Source organism: Streptomyces sp. NPDC029122, from assembly GCF_055569445.1.
Genome location: NZ_JBVHWK010000030.1, coordinates 34687 through 49639, shown reverse-complemented (window position 1 = coordinate 49639; position 14953 = coordinate 34687). Strand labels below are relative to the sequence as shown.

At 74.2% G+C, this 14953-nt stretch carries 12 protein-coding genes; 9 read left to right on the top strand and 3 right to left on the bottom strand.

Translation table 11 applies throughout. The features are described 5' to 3' along the window. A partial coding sequence (locus ACZ4WZ_RS28060; protein ID WP_467894538.1) for a collagen-like domain-containing protein occupies positions 1 to 1046 on the bottom strand: 1046 nt, incomplete at its 3' end. 93 nt (positions 1047 to 1139) lie between these two features. After that, positions 1140 to 2471: an MFS transporter gene (locus ACZ4WZ_RS28055; protein WP_467894536.1), complete on the bottom strand. Its 1332-nt coding sequence runs from the start codon at positions 2469 to 2471 to the stop codon at positions 1140 to 1142. An 84-nt stretch (positions 2472 to 2555) separates the two neighbouring features. Here ACZ4WZ_RS28055 and ACZ4WZ_RS28050 point away from each other — a divergent pair, with 84 nt between their 5' ends. The 5 genes from ACZ4WZ_RS28050 (at position 2556) to ACZ4WZ_RS28030 (ending at position 7546) form a co-directional block, all read left to right on the top strand. Continuing rightward, the gene (locus tag ACZ4WZ_RS28050) at positions 2556 to 3524 is read left to right on the top strand and encodes a LysR family transcriptional regulator (RefSeq protein ID WP_467894534.1); all 969 of its coding nucleotides are present in this window, start codon (positions 2556 to 2558) and stop codon (positions 3522 to 3524) included. A 98-nt stretch (positions 3525 to 3622) separates the two neighbouring features. Then, positions 3623 to 4996, top strand: coding sequence for a nitrate/nitrite transporter (locus ACZ4WZ_RS28045; protein WP_467894532.1), 1374 nt, complete (start codon positions 3623 to 3625; stop codon positions 4994 to 4996). A 120-nt stretch (positions 4997 to 5116) separates the two neighbouring features. Then, a complete protein-coding gene (locus ACZ4WZ_RS28040; protein ID WP_467894530.1) occupies positions 5117 to 6268 on the top strand; it encodes a uroporphyrinogen-III synthase in 1152 nt (383 codons plus the stop codon). A 9-nt stretch (positions 6269 to 6277) separates the two neighbouring features. Then, positions 6278 to 6829 carry a GNAT family N-acetyltransferase gene (locus tag ACZ4WZ_RS28035; protein WP_467894528.1) on the top strand — a complete coding sequence of 184 codons (552 nt, stop codon included), beginning with the start codon at positions 6278 to 6280 and terminating at the stop codon, positions 6827 to 6829. Between the two features lie 117 nt (positions 6830 to 6946). Beyond that, on the top strand, positions 6947 to 7546 hold the full coding sequence (locus ACZ4WZ_RS28030; RefSeq protein WP_467894527.1) for a CGNR zinc finger domain-containing protein: 600 nt from the start codon (positions 6947 to 6949) through the stop codon (positions 7544 to 7546). A 519-nt stretch (positions 7547 to 8065) separates the two neighbouring features. Here ACZ4WZ_RS28030 and ACZ4WZ_RS28025 read toward each other — a convergent pair. After that, on the bottom strand, positions 8066 to 8809 hold the full coding sequence (locus ACZ4WZ_RS28025) for a TIGR04222 domain-containing membrane protein (protein ID WP_467894525.1): 744 nt from the start codon (positions 8807 to 8809) through the stop codon (positions 8066 to 8068). Positions 8810 to 8867: 58 nt separating this feature from the next. Between ACZ4WZ_RS28025 and ACZ4WZ_RS28020 the strand changes: the two genes are divergently transcribed. The 4 genes from ACZ4WZ_RS28020 (at position 8868) to ACZ4WZ_RS28005 (ending at position 14715) form a co-directional block, all read left to right on the top strand. Then, a complete protein-coding gene (locus ACZ4WZ_RS28020; RefSeq protein WP_467894523.1) occupies positions 8868 to 9395 on the top strand; it encodes a GNAT family N-acetyltransferase in 528 nt (175 codons plus the stop codon). A 483-nt stretch (positions 9396 to 9878) separates the two neighbouring features. Then, a complete protein-coding gene (locus tag ACZ4WZ_RS28015) occupies positions 9879 to 12185 on the top strand; it encodes a HelD family protein (RefSeq protein ID WP_467894521.1) in 2307 nt (768 codons plus the stop codon). Positions 12186 to 12692: 507 nt separating this feature from the next. Further along, entirely contained in the window at positions 12693 to 14126 is a 1434-nt protein-coding gene (locus ACZ4WZ_RS28010) for an NAD-dependent malic enzyme (RefSeq protein ID WP_467894520.1), read from the top strand. Between the two features lie 307 nt (positions 14127 to 14433). Then, positions 14434 to 14715, top strand: a complete 282-nt coding sequence (locus ACZ4WZ_RS28005) for an HU family DNA-binding protein (protein ID WP_007264399.1) — start codon at positions 14434 to 14436, stop codon at positions 14713 to 14715. The last annotated feature ends 238 nt before the right edge of the window (positions 14716 to 14953 follow it).

Here is a 14953-nt window from a genome sequence, read left to right as displayed (position 1 = left end):
CGTTCGCCCTTGGGGCCCTGCGGGCCCTGCGGGCCGCCCGCCGGGCCGGTGTCGCCCCTGGGGCCCTGGATGCCCTGGGGGCCGCGCGGGCCCTCCGGGCCCCGGGCGCCGGCCGGACCCGTGTCGCCCTTCGGGCCCTGGCGGCCGGGGGCGCCGGTGTCGCCGGTGTTGCCCTTCGGGCCGCGCTCACCGGTGTCCCCGCGCTCGCCCTTCGGGCCGCGGTCGCCCCGGTCGCCCTTGGGGCCCTGCGGGCCCTGCGGGCCGCCCGCCGGGCCGGTGTCGCCCCTGGGGCCCTGGATGCCCTGGGGGCCGCGCGGGCCCTCCGGACCCCGGGCGCCGGTGTCGCCCCTCGGGCCCTGGACGCCCTGGGGGCCGGCGTCCCCGCGGTCGCCCTTCGGGCCGCGTTCGCCGGTCTCGCCGCGTTCGCCCCTGTCGCCCTTCTCGCCCTTCTCGCCCTTCGGGCCCGGGCGGCCCGGCTTGCCGTGGTGGCCGGGCCTGCCGTCGTGGCCGTCGTGGCCCGGGCGCCCGTCGTGGCCCGGTCGCCCGTCGTCGCCCTTCGGGCCCCTGACCGGCGTCGCCACGGCGAACAGGGCCGGGGCGTCCTTGCCGTTGGCCCACTCGCCGCCGTCGAGCGTGGTGCCCTCGGGGGCGTGCGGGTCGACCCGCACGGTCACCGCCAGCCGCGTCTGGGTGTTCGCCGGGAAGGCGAAACCGGCGCGGGTTCCGGCGTTGCAGGTCAGCAGGCGCGCGTCCGTGGAACGGGTGCACGAGCCTCCCGCCCGCTGGCCGTTCCAGTAGAAGCGGGCCTCGGGGAAGGTGGTCCGCTCGGGGGCGGTGATCCGGAAGGTGCTGCTGCGGGCCGGGGCCTGGCCGTTCAGGGCCGCGATGACGACGCGGCCCGTCTTGCCGGGCGCGATGGAGGGGAGGTACGGCTGGGAGAACCGCAGGGGGGCCGCGTCGGCCAGGGCCGGTACGGCCGGCACCAGGCAGGACGCGGTGACGGCCGCGACGACGAGGGCCGAGGAGACGGAACGTGAAGCAGGCAAGGGGAGTTCCTCCGCGAAAGGAAGGGCGCTGGGGAAAGCACCCCCAGTTATGGGGGATCACGCGGAGGTGCGGTGCGTTACCACGCGGGCGTGTCACCCGCCCGCCGGAACAATACGGGTAAATCTGGAGGTTGCGGCTGATACGGACAGTGCGAGCAGGGCGGCGGCTGCCGGGAGGACGTAGGCCGCCGTGGAGCCCAGGCGGTCGACGGCCTGCCCGGCGCCGGCGGAGCCGACGGCGATCCCGGCCATGATCGCGGTGACGGCGAGGCTCATGCCCTCGTTGAGGCGGCCGGGCGGAGTGGCCCGCTGCACCAGTGCCATGGCGTTCACCATCACCGGCGCCGTGGCCATGCCGGCCAGCAGCAGCGCCAGGGCCAGCAGCGGCAGGGACCCGGTGGCGGCCGCCGCCCAGGGCAGGGTCATCGCCGCGGCCAGCGCGAGCAGGCAGGCGCGCAGGCTCCGCGGGCGCCGGGTGCCGTACAGCAGGCCGGCGGCGCAGGAGCCTGCCGCCTGGAGGGCCAGTACCGCGCCGGAGGTGCCGCCGAGGCCCAGGACGGCGAGGTGGGCGATGGAGGCGACCTCCATCGAGCCGAACACCGCCCCCGTGGCGAGGAGCAGGCCGAGCAGCGGGAGCAGGGCGCGCAGCGGGGACGGGCCGTGCGCGGCGGCCGGTCTTCCGGTGGCGGGGGGTTCGGTGGCCCGGTGCGCGGTGAACACCAGCATCCCGGTGAGCAGCAGGGCCGCCCCGGTCAGGGTGCCCGCCTCGGGGAAGGCGGCGGTGCACAGGAAGGCCGCGAGGACCGGCCCGAGCATGAAGCACAGCTCGTCGGCGGCCTGTTCGAGGGACATCGCGGTGTGGTGCTCGGCCGGGGGCAGCAGGTGGGTCCAGCGGGCCCGGGACATGCCGCCGATGTTGGGGGTCGTCGCGGTGGCCGCGTACGAGGCGAAGAGGGTCCAGGCGGGGGCCTGCGTACGCACGCACACGATCAGGGAGAGCGAGCCGAGGACGGCGATCACCGTGGCCGGTACGGCGATCCGGGCCTGCCCGTACCGGTCGATCAGCCGGGCCGTCCAGGGCGCGACCAGGGCGGTGGCGGCCAGGCCGGTGGCGGTGACCGCGCCGGCGAGGGCGTACGAGCCGCGCTGCCCGGCGATCATCATCACGGCGCTGACCCCGAACATGCCCATGGGCAGCCGGGCCAGGAGGTTCCCGGCGGTGAACCCGCGCGTACCGGGGCGGGTGAACAGGCGGGCGTACGGGCCGCGGGTGCGGGCGCCGGCCGCGCGGGCGGGGGCGCCCTCCGGGGCGTCGGCCGGGGGCGGGACATCGGTGCGGGCGCGGGCCGGCGTGGGCCCGGGGGTGGGGGCGGCCAGGACCAGGGTGCTGCCCGTCACGGCCATGAGCGGGGATTCGTACGGCATGTCACGAGCCTGCGGCCCGTCCCCGGCGGCGGTCCAACACCTCTTCCGGGGCCATTCACGCCCTCCTGTTGTTAATCTCCGGGGATGACCGCCCGTGACGTCGACCCCCGGCTGCTGCGCGGCTTCCTCGCGGTCGCCGAGGAGCTGCACTTCTCCCGCGCCGCAGCCCGCCTCTACATCGCCCAGCAGGCCCTCAGCCGCGACGTCCGCCGACTCGAACAGGCCCTGGGAGCACCGCTGTTCCTGCGCACCACCCGCGCCGTGGAGCTCACCGCCGACGGGGAGCGGCTGCTGCCCCACGCCCGCGACGTGCTGCGCGCCCACGAGGAACTCTCCGCCGCCTTCGCCGGACCGCCCCGCGCCCTGCTCGTCGACACGAACACCGACGGCCCCAGCACCGGCCGGCGGGTCCTGGAGCGGGCCCGCGAACTCGCCCCCGGCTGCGAGCTGATGGCCCGCTTCGAGAGCGGCCTCACCCACGCCGCCACCGAGATCGCCGCCGGGCGGCTCGACGTCTCCTTCGGGTACGCCGCCGGGCTCGAACCCGCGCTGCGCGCCCGGCTCGCCCACCGCCCCGTCCGCTACGAACCCCTCGCCGTGGTGCTGCCCGATGACCACCCGCTGGCCGCGTCGGACGCCGTACCGCTGGCCGCGCTCGCCGGGGAGACCGTGTACGCCGGGGCGGGGAACCCGCGGACCCTGGAGTGGACCGGGCTGGCCCGCGAACTGTTCGCCGGGCGCGGCATCGCCCTCGCCCCGCCCGCCCCCGTCGCCATGGGCAAGGAGGAGTTCCGCCGGGTCATGGCCAAGACCCGCAACCCCGTCCTGGCGACCGTCGGCTTCCTCGACATGCCCGGCTGCGTGAAACGGCCGCTCGTGGACCCCGTACCGCTGTCCCCGCTGTCGATGGTGTGGCGCAAGGGCCTGCGCCACCCCGGCCTCGACGCCCTCGACCGCGCGGCCACCGAACTCCAGACCGCCGGCGGCTGGCTGGAAGTCCCCCCGGACAGCTGGCTCCCGGCAGCGCTCACACCCGGCCCGGACGGCGGGTGAGTGCAAGGTTTCCCGCCGGTCATCCGGCGGGGACCGAGGCCGAAACGCGCCGTTCCTAGCCTCGTCACCACGGACGCGACAGCTTGTGGAGGCGTGTGATGACCGGTACGACCGCACCGCGCAAGGGGGGCCGCTGGATCGAGCGGTGGGAGCCCGAGGACGAGACGTTCTGGAGGGAGACCGGGGAGCGGATCGCCCGCCGCAACCTCCTCTACTCCGTGCTCTCCGAGCACATCGGCTTCTCCATCTGGTCGCTGTGGTCCGTGATGGTGCTCTTCATGGGACCCCAGTACGGCATCGACCCGGCCGGCAAGTTCTTCCTCATCGGCACCGCCACCTTCGTCGGGGCCCTCGTACGCATCCCCTACACCTTCGCCGTCGCCCGCTTCGGGGGCCGCAACTGGACCGTCGTCAGCGCCCTGCTGCTCCTCGCGCCGACCGTCGCCGCGCTGATCGTCATGGAGCCCGGTACCTCGTACGGCACCTTCCTGGCCGTGGCCGCGCTCACCGGCGTCGGCGGCGGCAACTTCGCCTCCTCGATGACGAACATCAACGCCTTCTTCCCGCTGCGCAAGAAGGGCTGGGCGCTCGGCCTCAACGCGGGCGGCGGGAACATCGGCGTCCCCGTGGTCCAGCTCGTCGCCCTGCTGGTCATCGGCACCGCCGGAGCCGGACACCCCCGGCTGCTGCTCGCGATCTACCTCCCGCTGATCGTGGCGGCCGCCGCACTGGCCCTCGTACGCATGGACAACCTGGCGCCCGTACGCAACGACGGCGGCGCCGTCCTCGAAGCCGCCCGGGACGCCCACACCTGGATCATGGCCTTCCTCTACGTCGGCACCTTCGGCTCCTTCATCGGCTACAGCTTCGCCTTCGGGCTCGTCCTCCAGACCCAGTTCGGCCGGACCCCGCTCCAGGCCGCCTCCCTCACCTTCATCGGCCCCCTCCTCGGATCCCTCGTCCGGCCCGTCGGCGGCGCGCTCGCCGACCGCTTCGGCGGCGCCCGGATCACCCTGGCCGCCTTCGTGGCGATGGCCGCCGCGACCGGAGTGGTCCTGCTGGCCTCCGTACAGGAGTCCCTGCCGGTCTTCCTCGTCGGATTCGTCGCCCTGTTCGCGCTCAGCGGGCTCGGCAACGGCTCCACCTACAAGATGATCCCCGGCATCTTCCAGGCCAAGGCCCGCGCCCGGGGCCTGGACGGCGATGAGGCCGACGCACACGGACGGCGCCTGTCGGGGGCCTCCATGGGTCTGATCGGAGCCGTCGGCGCACTCGGCGGCCTCGCCATCAACCTGGTCTTCCGCGCAGCCTTCACCAGCTCCGGCTCCGGCACCGCCGCCTTCACCACCTTCCTCGGCTTCTACGCGGTGTGCTGCGCGGTCACCTGGGCGGTATACCTTCGCCGCCCCGCGACGGCACCGTCCCCCGCCGTCGCCGGGGACGAGGAGAAGGCACAGCTCACCTCGGTGTGAGGCGGCGGTCAGGCCGGTTAACTGGCTTGAAATACGGTGGAACCGAGCCTGACACGACGCCTTGGCAGGCTCGGAACATCCCCGACGCACGAACCCCCCAGGGCAAGGCAGGTCACCACGATGGACGACGCTACGCACGGTCCCCTCGCCGGATTCACCGTCGGAGTCACCGCCGCCCGGCGCGCGGACGAACTGATCGCCCTGCTGCGCCGGCGCGGAGCCGCCGTCATCCACGCCCCGGCCCTGCGGATCGTGCCGCTCGCCGACGACACGGAACTGATGGCCGCCACCAAGGAACTCGTCGACAACCCGCCGGACGCCGTCGTCGCCACCACCGCCATCGGCTTCCGCGGCTGGATCGAGGCCGCCGACGGCTGGGGCGTCGGCGAGGAACTGCTGGAGCGGCTGCGCGCCACCGAACTGCTGGCGCGCGGCCCCAAGGTCAAGGGCGCCGTACGGGCCGCCGGCCTGGTGGAGACCTGGTCCCCGCAGTCCGAATCCCTCGCCGAAGTACTGGACCGGCTGCTGTCCGGCGGCGTCGCCGGGCGGCGGATCGCGCTCCAGCTGCACGGGGAACCGCTGCCCGGGTTCGTGGAGGCGCTGCGCGACGGCGGGGCCGAGGTGGTGCCGGTACCGGTGTACCGGTGGATGCCGCCCGAGGACCCCGCCCCCCTGGACCGGCTGCTGGACGCGGTGGCCGTCGGGGCGGTGGACGCCGTCAGCTTCACCTCGGCGCCGGCCGCGGCCTCCCTGCTGTCCCGGGCGGCGGAACGGGGCCTGCGCGAAGCCGTACTGGAGGCGCTGCGCGGGCCGGTCCTCGCGGCGTGCGTGGGGCCCGTCACGGCGCTGCCGCTCCAGGCCGAGGGGGTGGAGACCGTACAGCCGGAGCGGTTCCGGCTCGGGCCTCTGGTGCAGGTGCTGTGCAAGGAACTCCCCGGCCGGGCGCGGGTGCTGCCCGTCGCCGGACACCGGCTGGAGATCCGGGGGCACGCCGTCCTCGTCGACGACGGGCTGCGCCCGGTCCCGCCCGCCGGGATGGCCCTGCTGGAGGCGCTCGCCCGGCGGCCCGGCTGGGTGGTGTCCCGGGCCGAGCTGCTGCGGGCGCTGCCGGGAGCCGGCACCGACGAGCACGCCGTGGAGACCGCGATGGCCCGGCTGCGGGCGGCCCTGGGGATGCCGCGGCTGATCCAGACGGTGGTCAAGCGGGGGTACCGGCTCTCCCTCGACGCGGGGGAGGGCGAGGGCTGGAACCCGGGGGCGGGCGTCCGTTAGCGTGCCCGGATGATCATTGACGGGGTGGAGATGAGGGGGCTCGCGGCCGAGGACGCCGCCGGGCTGGCCGACGCACTGCTGCGCAGCCGCGCCCACATGGTGCCGTACGAGCCCTCGCGGCCCGAGGAGTACTACACCGAGGCGGGGCAGCGGGCCCGCATCGAGGGCATGCTCGAGGAGCGCGACGGGGGACGGCTCGTGCCGTACGTGCTCGTCGAGGTGGCGGGGGGCGCGGTCGTCGGCGCGATGAACCTGGGCGGCATCGCCCGGGGGCCGCTGTGCAGCGGCGGCGTCGGCTACTGGGTCGACCCGCGCCGGCACGGCAGGGGGCTGGCCACCGCCGCGCTGGAGGAGCTCTGCCGCACCGCCCGCGACGAGCTCGGGCTGCACCGCATCGAGGCCCAGACACTGGTCGACAACCACGCCTCCATGCGGGTCCTGGCCAAGGCCGGGTTCACCGAGATCGGCCTCGCGCCCCGCTACCTCCACATCAACGGAGCCTGGCGCGACCACCGCCTCTTCCAGCGGGTGCTGCACGACGAGGCACCGGGGAGGGTGTGAGGGGGAGGGGAGGCGTAGGGGGAAGGCCCAGGCCCCGCGCGGGGGCTTCCGCTTCGCGGCCGCCGACGGCACTCTGGGGAGGCGACCCAGTCCCACGGCGACGAGGCGGTGACGGGCATGTGGTTCGACTCCGGGCGGGTCTGTCTCGACCTGCTGGCCACCCATGCGTCCCAGACGGCCGGTTCCGGATGCCGGGAGGGCATCCGCGACGGCGACGAGCTGCGCCTGTGGCTGGTCGGCGCCGGGCTGGTCCCCGACCGGACCCCGCTCGGCCGGCTCGGGCCCGACTGGGTGGAGGCCTTCCGCGCCCTGCGCCACGACGTGGCCACCCTCGTACGGGCCGAACTGTCCGGCACCGGCCCGGACGAGGACGCCCTGGCCCGGGTGAACGCCGCCGCCGCCGGACCGCCGCCGGGCGTGTGCGCGGTACGGGACCAGGAGGGCCACCTCGTCCGGGAACTGTGCGGCGGGGTGGAGTGCGCGGGGATGCTGGCCACGGTGGCCCGGGACGCGGTGGAACTCCTCACCGACCCCGGCGACCTGGCCCTCCTGCGCACCTGCGAGGGCGACGGCTGCGCCCGCCTCTACCTGGACACCTCCCGAGGCCACCGCCGGCGGTGGTGCTCGAGCGAACTGTGCGGCAACCGGGAGCGGGTGGCCCGCCACCGGCGCCGGGTGCGGGTGGGGGAGGGGGAGGTGGTGGCGGTGGAGGCGTAGGGGGCGGGGTGCTGGGGGCGGGGTGCTGCGGGGCCGTCTCAGGGCTGGTTCGGGGGTTTCCCGTCAGTCCCATCGTCCTTCCGTGTCGTGCCGGTCCCTCAAGGGCGCTCCTTCGTCGCGTCACTGCGTGATCGCCTTCGGCGACCCTTGACCGACCGTCCCGCCCCGGAAAGACAAGGACTGCCGGGAACCCCCCGAAAGAACGGCACTCCAAGGGGAGGGGACGGGTTCCTCAGCGATGAGACGGGCGGCCGGGCGTCGGCCCGCCGGGCATCCGGCCCCCTAAGACCCTCGGCGGTCCACCCCTGCGCATCAGATCGCTACGCGCTCCTCATGGCTTGGCGTCCGGCGACCGTCCGGGGCTGATACCCGCACCACATGGTGATGAGAGCAGCGAGGGAAGCGGGTTGGCGCGTCAGATCGCCACGCGCTTCTCCGGTCTCGGCGTCCGGCCGCCGTCTGGGGCTGGTCCCCGACGGGATCGGGGGTGGGCGAGTTGCGGCCAGGGGGCTGCTTTGCTCAGCCGCCGCAGCTTGCGAAGGGTTCGCCGGAGCCGCCGCCGCCTCGGTCCATGGGCTCCCTCGGGGGGCGGGTCAGGAGGCCGCTCTCCTCGGCGAACCTGGGGAGCTGGGCGCGCAGTGCCGGCGTGCCGAACAGGGCGACGCTCAGCAGCAGTTGGTCCGGCTGGTGCTCGGTCGCCCCGCGCACGGCCGCGTGGTCGAGGCGCATCTTGGCGAGCAGCGCCGAACCGCGCAGGGTGCGCCGGGGCCATATCCACAACGCCGCCGCGCCGAGGGCGGCGAGGAGGCCGAGCGACCCCGGCGAGCCGAGCGGAGCGGCGAAGACCGGGAGCAGCAGGACGCGTACGCACCACACCCGTCTGCGGGACACCATCAGCCGCGCCCGCTCCAGCTCCGCCGACATGGTGTGGACGGCTTCCTGGACCCGCTCGCTGTCGCGCAGCAGGCGGCGCGGGTGCCGTGCTCCGTACAGCGCGTGGTGCAGGGCGCGGGCCACCTCCGAACAGGGCCGGGGCAGACGCGCCTTGGCGGGCCGGACGGTCTGCCGCCACCCGGCCTCGACCGAACCGGCCAGATACAGCTCGACCATCCCCGTCTGTGCCGCGGCCCGCCCACCCCCGCGCAGCAGGGCCGCCTCGGCGGGGGAGAGCGGACGGCCGAGGCGGTCGGGCCCGGGGCGAAGGCGCAGAGCGGCACCGGTCAGCAGGAGGAACCACGCCGCCCCCGTCGCGATCACGAGCATCCGGACCATCTCCTCCCGCGCCGCTTCGCCGGCTGCTGCCAGACCCTAGGCTTCAGCCGTGAACGACACCACACATGGCATACGGATCCGACCGGGCGGCCCGGCCGACGCGCCCGCCGTCCTCGACATGCTCGACGGCGCTGTGGCCTGGATGAACGCCCGGGGCAACACCGAGCAGTGGGGAACCGTCCCGTACTCGCAGAAGCCCGGCGGGGTGGAGCGGGTCGACCGGTACCTGACCGAAAACAGCCCGTACGTCGCGGAGCTGGACGGGATCCCCGTCGGAGCCATGGTCCTGGACTCCGGCCCCAGCCCCCAGATGCCGATCGCTCCGGCCGGGGAACCCGAGCGGTACGTACGCCTGCTCGTCTCCGACCGCCGCCACGCGGGTCTGGGCGTGGGGGCGGTCCTGCTGGCGCACGCCGCCGACGAGACCCGCCGCGCCGGACTGGACCTCCTCCGCGTCGACTGCTGGGCGGGCGGCGGGGGTGAACTGGTCGCCTTCTACGAGCGCAACGGTTTCACCCGCACCGACACCTTCCTGTCCGGCACCTGGCCGGGCCAGGTCCTCGCCCGCCGACTCTGACCCCCGCCCTGATCACCATGTGGTGCGGGTATCGGCCACGGACGGTCGTCGGACGCTATGCCGGGAGGAGCGCGTAGCGATCTGATGCGCGGGGGTGGACCGCCGAGGGTCTTAGGGGGCCGGATGCCCGGCGGGCCGACGCCCGGCCGCCCGTCTCATCGCTGAGGGACCCGTCCCCTCCCCTTGGACCGTGCCGTTCTTTCGGGGGGTTCCCGGCAGTCCTTGTCTTTCCGGGGCGGGACGGTCGGTCAAGGGTCGCCGAAGGCGATCACGCAGTGACGCGACGAAGGAGCGCCCTTGAGGGACCGGCACGACACGGAAGGACGATGGGACTGACGGGAAACCCCCGGACCCTCCCCGGCCCCGGCCGGGGGACACGGCCCCTCCGCCCCCGCTCCGCCCGGGTCCCGGGACCGGCGTGCGGAGAGGGGGCGGATTCGCGTACGGTTGACGGTCGCCCATGCACGTCAGAAGGGGGCCTTGGTGGCCGCGCAGAATGCCGCTGTCGACAGCACGGCGGATTCCGTCCGCGATCGGGAGATCGCGGTCGAGCAGACGCATCTCGATCAGGTGTACCGACGCCTTGAGGAGAAGATCCACGAGGCCGAGTTCCTCATGAACGACGCCGCCCAGCGCGGTCAGGTCGGCACGCCCGGCGCGCTCGCCGAGCGGGACGCGCAGGTCTTCCGCGCCGGGATCCACCTCAACCGGCTGAACAACGAGTTCGAGGACTTCCTCTTCGGCCGCATCGACCTCGTCCTCGGCAAGGACGGGGAGCGCGGCCCGGACGGGGCGTACACCTCCGTCGAGCCCGCCGACGACGCGATCCGCGACGACCTCACCGCCGACATCGCCGAGACCCTGCACATCGGGCGCATCGGCGTGCTCGACTCCGACTACTCGCCGCTGGTGATCGACTGGCGCGCCCCGGCCGCCGCGCCGTTCTACCGGTCCACGCCCAAGGACCCCGGCCGCGTCATCCGCCGCCGCGTGATCCGCTCCAAGGGCCGCAAGGTGCTCGGCGTCGAGGACGACCTCATGCGCCCGGAGGTCACCGCCTCCCTCGACGGCCGGGAGCTGCCCGCCATCGGCGACGGCGCGCTGATGGCCGCCCTCGGGCGGGCCCGTACGCACACCATGCGGGACATCGTCTCCTCCATCCAGGCCGAGCAGGACCTGGTCATCCGGGCTCCCGCCGCCTCCGTCGCCGAGGTGGCCGGCGGGCCGGGCACCGGGAAGACCGCCGTCGCCCTGCACCGGGCCGCGTACCTCCTCTACCACGACCGGCGCCGCTACTCCGGCGGCATCCTGATCGTCTCCCCGACGCCCCTCCTCGTCGCCTACACCGAGGGCGTGCTGCCCTCGCTCGGCGAGGAGGGCCAGGTCGCGATCCGGGCGCTCGGTTCCCTCGTCGACGGGGCCGAGGCGAGCACGTACGACGAGCCGTCCGTGGCCCGGATCAAGGGCTCCTCGCGGATGCTCAAGGTGCTCCGGAAGGCCGTACGGGGCGCCCTGGAGCTCGGTGACGCGCCCGAGCGGCTGCGCGTGGTGGCCTTCGGCCGGCGCGTCGAGCTGGAGGCCCCGGAGCTGAACCGGATCCGGCAGAACGTGCTCGGCGGGACCGCCCCCGTGAACCTGCTGCGCCCGCGCGCCCGCAAGCTGCTGCTCGACGCCCTGTACGCGAAGACGGGCGCGTCCGGCCGGCACAGCGACCCGGAGCTGGCGGCCGAGCTGCGCGGCGCGTTCGACGAGGACGTCTCCACCGAGGACGACTTCCTGGGCTTCCTGAACGCCTGGTGGCCGGAGCTGACCCCGCGCCGGGTGCTGGCCGCCATGGCGGACGAGCGGCGGCTGGGCCGCTGGTCGCGCCGGGACCTGAACCCGCGCGAGACCCGCCAGCTGGCGCGTTCGCTGCGCCGGGTCGGCCCGGACGGCTCCGGCCCCCTCTCGGTGCACGACGTGGCGCTGCTGGACGAGCTCCACCAGCTCCTGGGGGCGCCCGCGCGGCCGAAGCGGAAGCGGGAGATGGACCCGCTGGACCAGCTCAGCGGGCTGGAGGAGCTGATGCCGACCCGCGAGGAGACCCAGTGGGAGCGGGCCGAGCGGATCGCGGCCGAGCGGACCGAGTACGCGCACGTGATCGTGGACGAGGCCCAGGACCTGACGCCGATGCAGTGGCGGATGGTGGGCCGGCGGGGCCGTACGGGCACCTGGACGGTGGTCGGCGACCCGGCGCAGTCCTCCTGGACTGACCCCGAGGAGGCGGCCGCCGCCCGCGACGAGGCCCTGGGGAGCCGGCCGCGCAGGCGGTTCACGCTGACGGTGAACTACCGCAACCCGGCCGAGGTCGCCGAGGTGGCCGCCCGGGTGCTGGAGCGGGCGATGCCGGGCATGGAGCCGCCCACGGCGGTGCGCTCCACGGGCCTGGAGCCCCGCTTCACGGCGGCCGGAGAGGACCTGGGCGCCACGGTGCTGGAGGAGACCCGCCGGCTGCTGGCGCAGGTGGACGGGACCGTCGGTGTGGTCGTGGCCATGGACCGGCGCGCGGAGGCGGCGGGCTGGCTGGCGGGCCTGGGCGAGCGGGCGGTGGCGCTGGGCAGCCTGGAGGCCAAGGGGCTGGAGTACGACGCCACCGTGGTCGTCTCCCCGGCGGAGATCGCGGAGGAGTCCCCGGCGGGCCTGCGGGTGCTGTACGTGGCGCTGACCCGCGCGACGCAGCAGCTGACGGTGGTTTCGGCGGCGGCCGACAAGCCGGGCGCGGACGGGGTCCCGGAGCTCCTGCGCCCGTGACGGCCGGGCGGACGGGGCTCGCGGTGCCCCGTCCGTGCCCGGCCGCCTCCTGACCGCCCCGTGACCGGATCCCGACCCTCCCCGGACGGCCCGCGGCCAGGCGCGTGATCCGGGGCGTCCAAGTCGCGGGAGGGGGACCGCTTCCGGCGATCCTTTGTTAGCCTGGTGAGGACACCGGCTCGATCCAAGCCCCCGGGCCCAACCTTCGTCGCTTAGAGCGACCACTTGCCGCGAGGCGAGCATGGCGGGTCGGTGTCTTAGTCCGGTTCAGGTCCGCGCCCTCCACCCAGTGGGGGGCGCGGACCTGTTTTGTACCAACCCACCATTCCGGGCGCCCACGATCTCTCGTATGGTGGAAGAGTCTTTCCGAAATTTGTAGCTGGTTACCTTGTACCGGCTGGTAGGTGGGACGATCGGACAACAGGCCTGCCGCACCTGCCTTCACCGGGCGGTACGCGCGGGCCCTGTAGGTACAGCGAAACCAGGGACAGAAGAGGAAACACGGCCATGGCAACGGCGCCCAGCGTCTCGTATTCGATGACGGTCCGCCTGGAAGTGCCCGCGAGCGGAACCGCGGTCTCCCAGCTCACCACCGCCGTGGAGTCTTCCGGAGGGTCGGTCACCGGCCTCGACGTCACCGCCTCGGGGCACGAGAAGCTCCGTATCGACGTCACCATCGCCGCCACCTCCACCGCGCACGCCGACGAGATCGTCGAGAAGCTCCGCGGCATCGAGGGCGTCAGCCTCGGCAAGGTCTCCGACCGAACCTTCCTGATGCACCTCGGCGGCAAGATCGAGATGTCGTCCAAGCACCCCATCCGCAACCGTGACGACCTCTCGATGATCTACACCCCGGGCGTGGCCCGCGTGTGCATGGCCATCGCCGAGAACCCCGAGGACGCGCGCCGCCTCACCATCAAGCGCAACTCCGTCGCAGTCGTGACCGACGGCTCCGCCGTCCTGGGTCTGGGCAACATCGGCCCGATGGCCGCGCTGCCCGTCATGGAGGGCAAGGCGGCCCTCTTCAAGCGCTTCGCCGGGATCGACGCCTGGCCGATCTGCCTCGACACCCAGGACGCCGACGAGATCGTCGCCATCGTCAAGGCGATGGCCCCGGGCTTCGCCGGCATCAACCTGGAGGACATCTCCGCGCCGCGCTGCTTCGAGATCGAGGCCCGCCTGCGCGAGGCCCTCGACATCCCCGTCTTCCACGACGACCAGCACGGCACCGCCATCGTCGTCCTCGCCGCCCTGACCAACGCACTTCGCGTGGTGGGCAAGGCAGTTGGCGATGTGAAGGTCGTCATGTCGGGCGCCGGCGCGGCCGGTACGGCCATCCTCAAGCTGCTCCTCGCGGCGGGCGTGAAGAACGCCGTCAGCGCCGACATCCACGGCGTCGTGCACGCCGGCCGCCCCGACCTCGTCGACGCGGACGCCGACTCCCCGCTGCGCTGGATCGCCGACAACACCAACCCCGAGGGCTACACCGGCACCCTCAAGGAGGCCGTGGTCGGCGCCGACGTCTTCATCGGCGTCTCCGCCCCGAACGTGCTCTCCGGCGAGGACGTCGCCGCCATGGCGGAGGGCGCCATCGTGTTCGCTCTCGCGAACCCGGATCCGGAGGTGGACCCGGCCATCGCGCGCCAGACCGCCGCCGTCGTGGCCACCGGCCGTTCGGACTTCCCGAACCAGATCAACAACGTGCTGGTCTTCCCGGGCGTCTTCCGCGGTCTGCTCGACGCCCAGTCGCGCACCGTGAACACCGACATGATGCTGGCCGCCGCGGCCGCCCTGGCCGACGTCGTCGGCCAGGACGAGCTGAACGCGAACTACATCATCCCGTCGGTCTTCAACGACAAGGTCGCCGGAGCCGTCGCGGGCGCCGTCCGCAAGGCCGCCCAGGCCGCCCAGGCCCCCGCTGTGACGGGGCCCACGGTCTGATCCCGGCGCGTCGCGGGATGCGGGCCCGGCGGGGCGCCCATAGGGTTGCGGCGATGCCCGCGTGGCCCGCGGTCCGCATCCACCGGAGCCCCTGGTGCGGACGGAGCGTCACCGCGGCGTGACTGTGGCGCTTTTCGTGTGACCCTGGCGGGTGCCGGATTGGCTTTCCCGCCGCTGGTGGGGGCAGGATGCGTATCCGGGCGAGAGGGTCTGACGTTCAGACCCGGGTCCGGGGACTGTCCTAGGGCCCTGGCAGCATCGGCTTCGATCTCACGCCTCTAAGGCAAGTTGAACACGGGAGTACAACATGAACCGCAGTGAGCTGGTGGCCGCTCTGTCCGAGCGCGCCGAGGTGACCCGCAAGGACGCCGACGCCGTTCTGGCCGCGCTCGCCGAGACCGTCGGCGAGATCGTCGCCAAGGGCGACGAGAAGGTCACCATCCCCGGCTTCCTGACCTTCGAGCGCACCCACCGTGCCGCTCGCACCGCGCGCAACCCGCAGACCGGCGACCCCATCCAGATCCCGGCCGGCTACAGCGTGAAGGTCTCCGCGGGCTCCAAGCTCAAGGAAGCCGCCAAGGGCAAGTAGTACCGCCCTTGTGCCGAGGGCCGCACAGGCCCTCGGGACGGCAGTGGTACGTAGAACGGCCGAGGGGGGGGGGGGGGGGGGGGGGGGGGGGGGGGGGGGGGGGGGGTTGGGGGGGGGGGGGGGGGGGGGGGGGGGGGGGAGGGGGGGGGGGGGGGGGGGGGGGGGGGAGCAAGGGGGGGGGGGGGGGGGGGAGGAGAGGGCAAGACACGACGAGCGGGGCAACGAAGGGAGCGGAGAA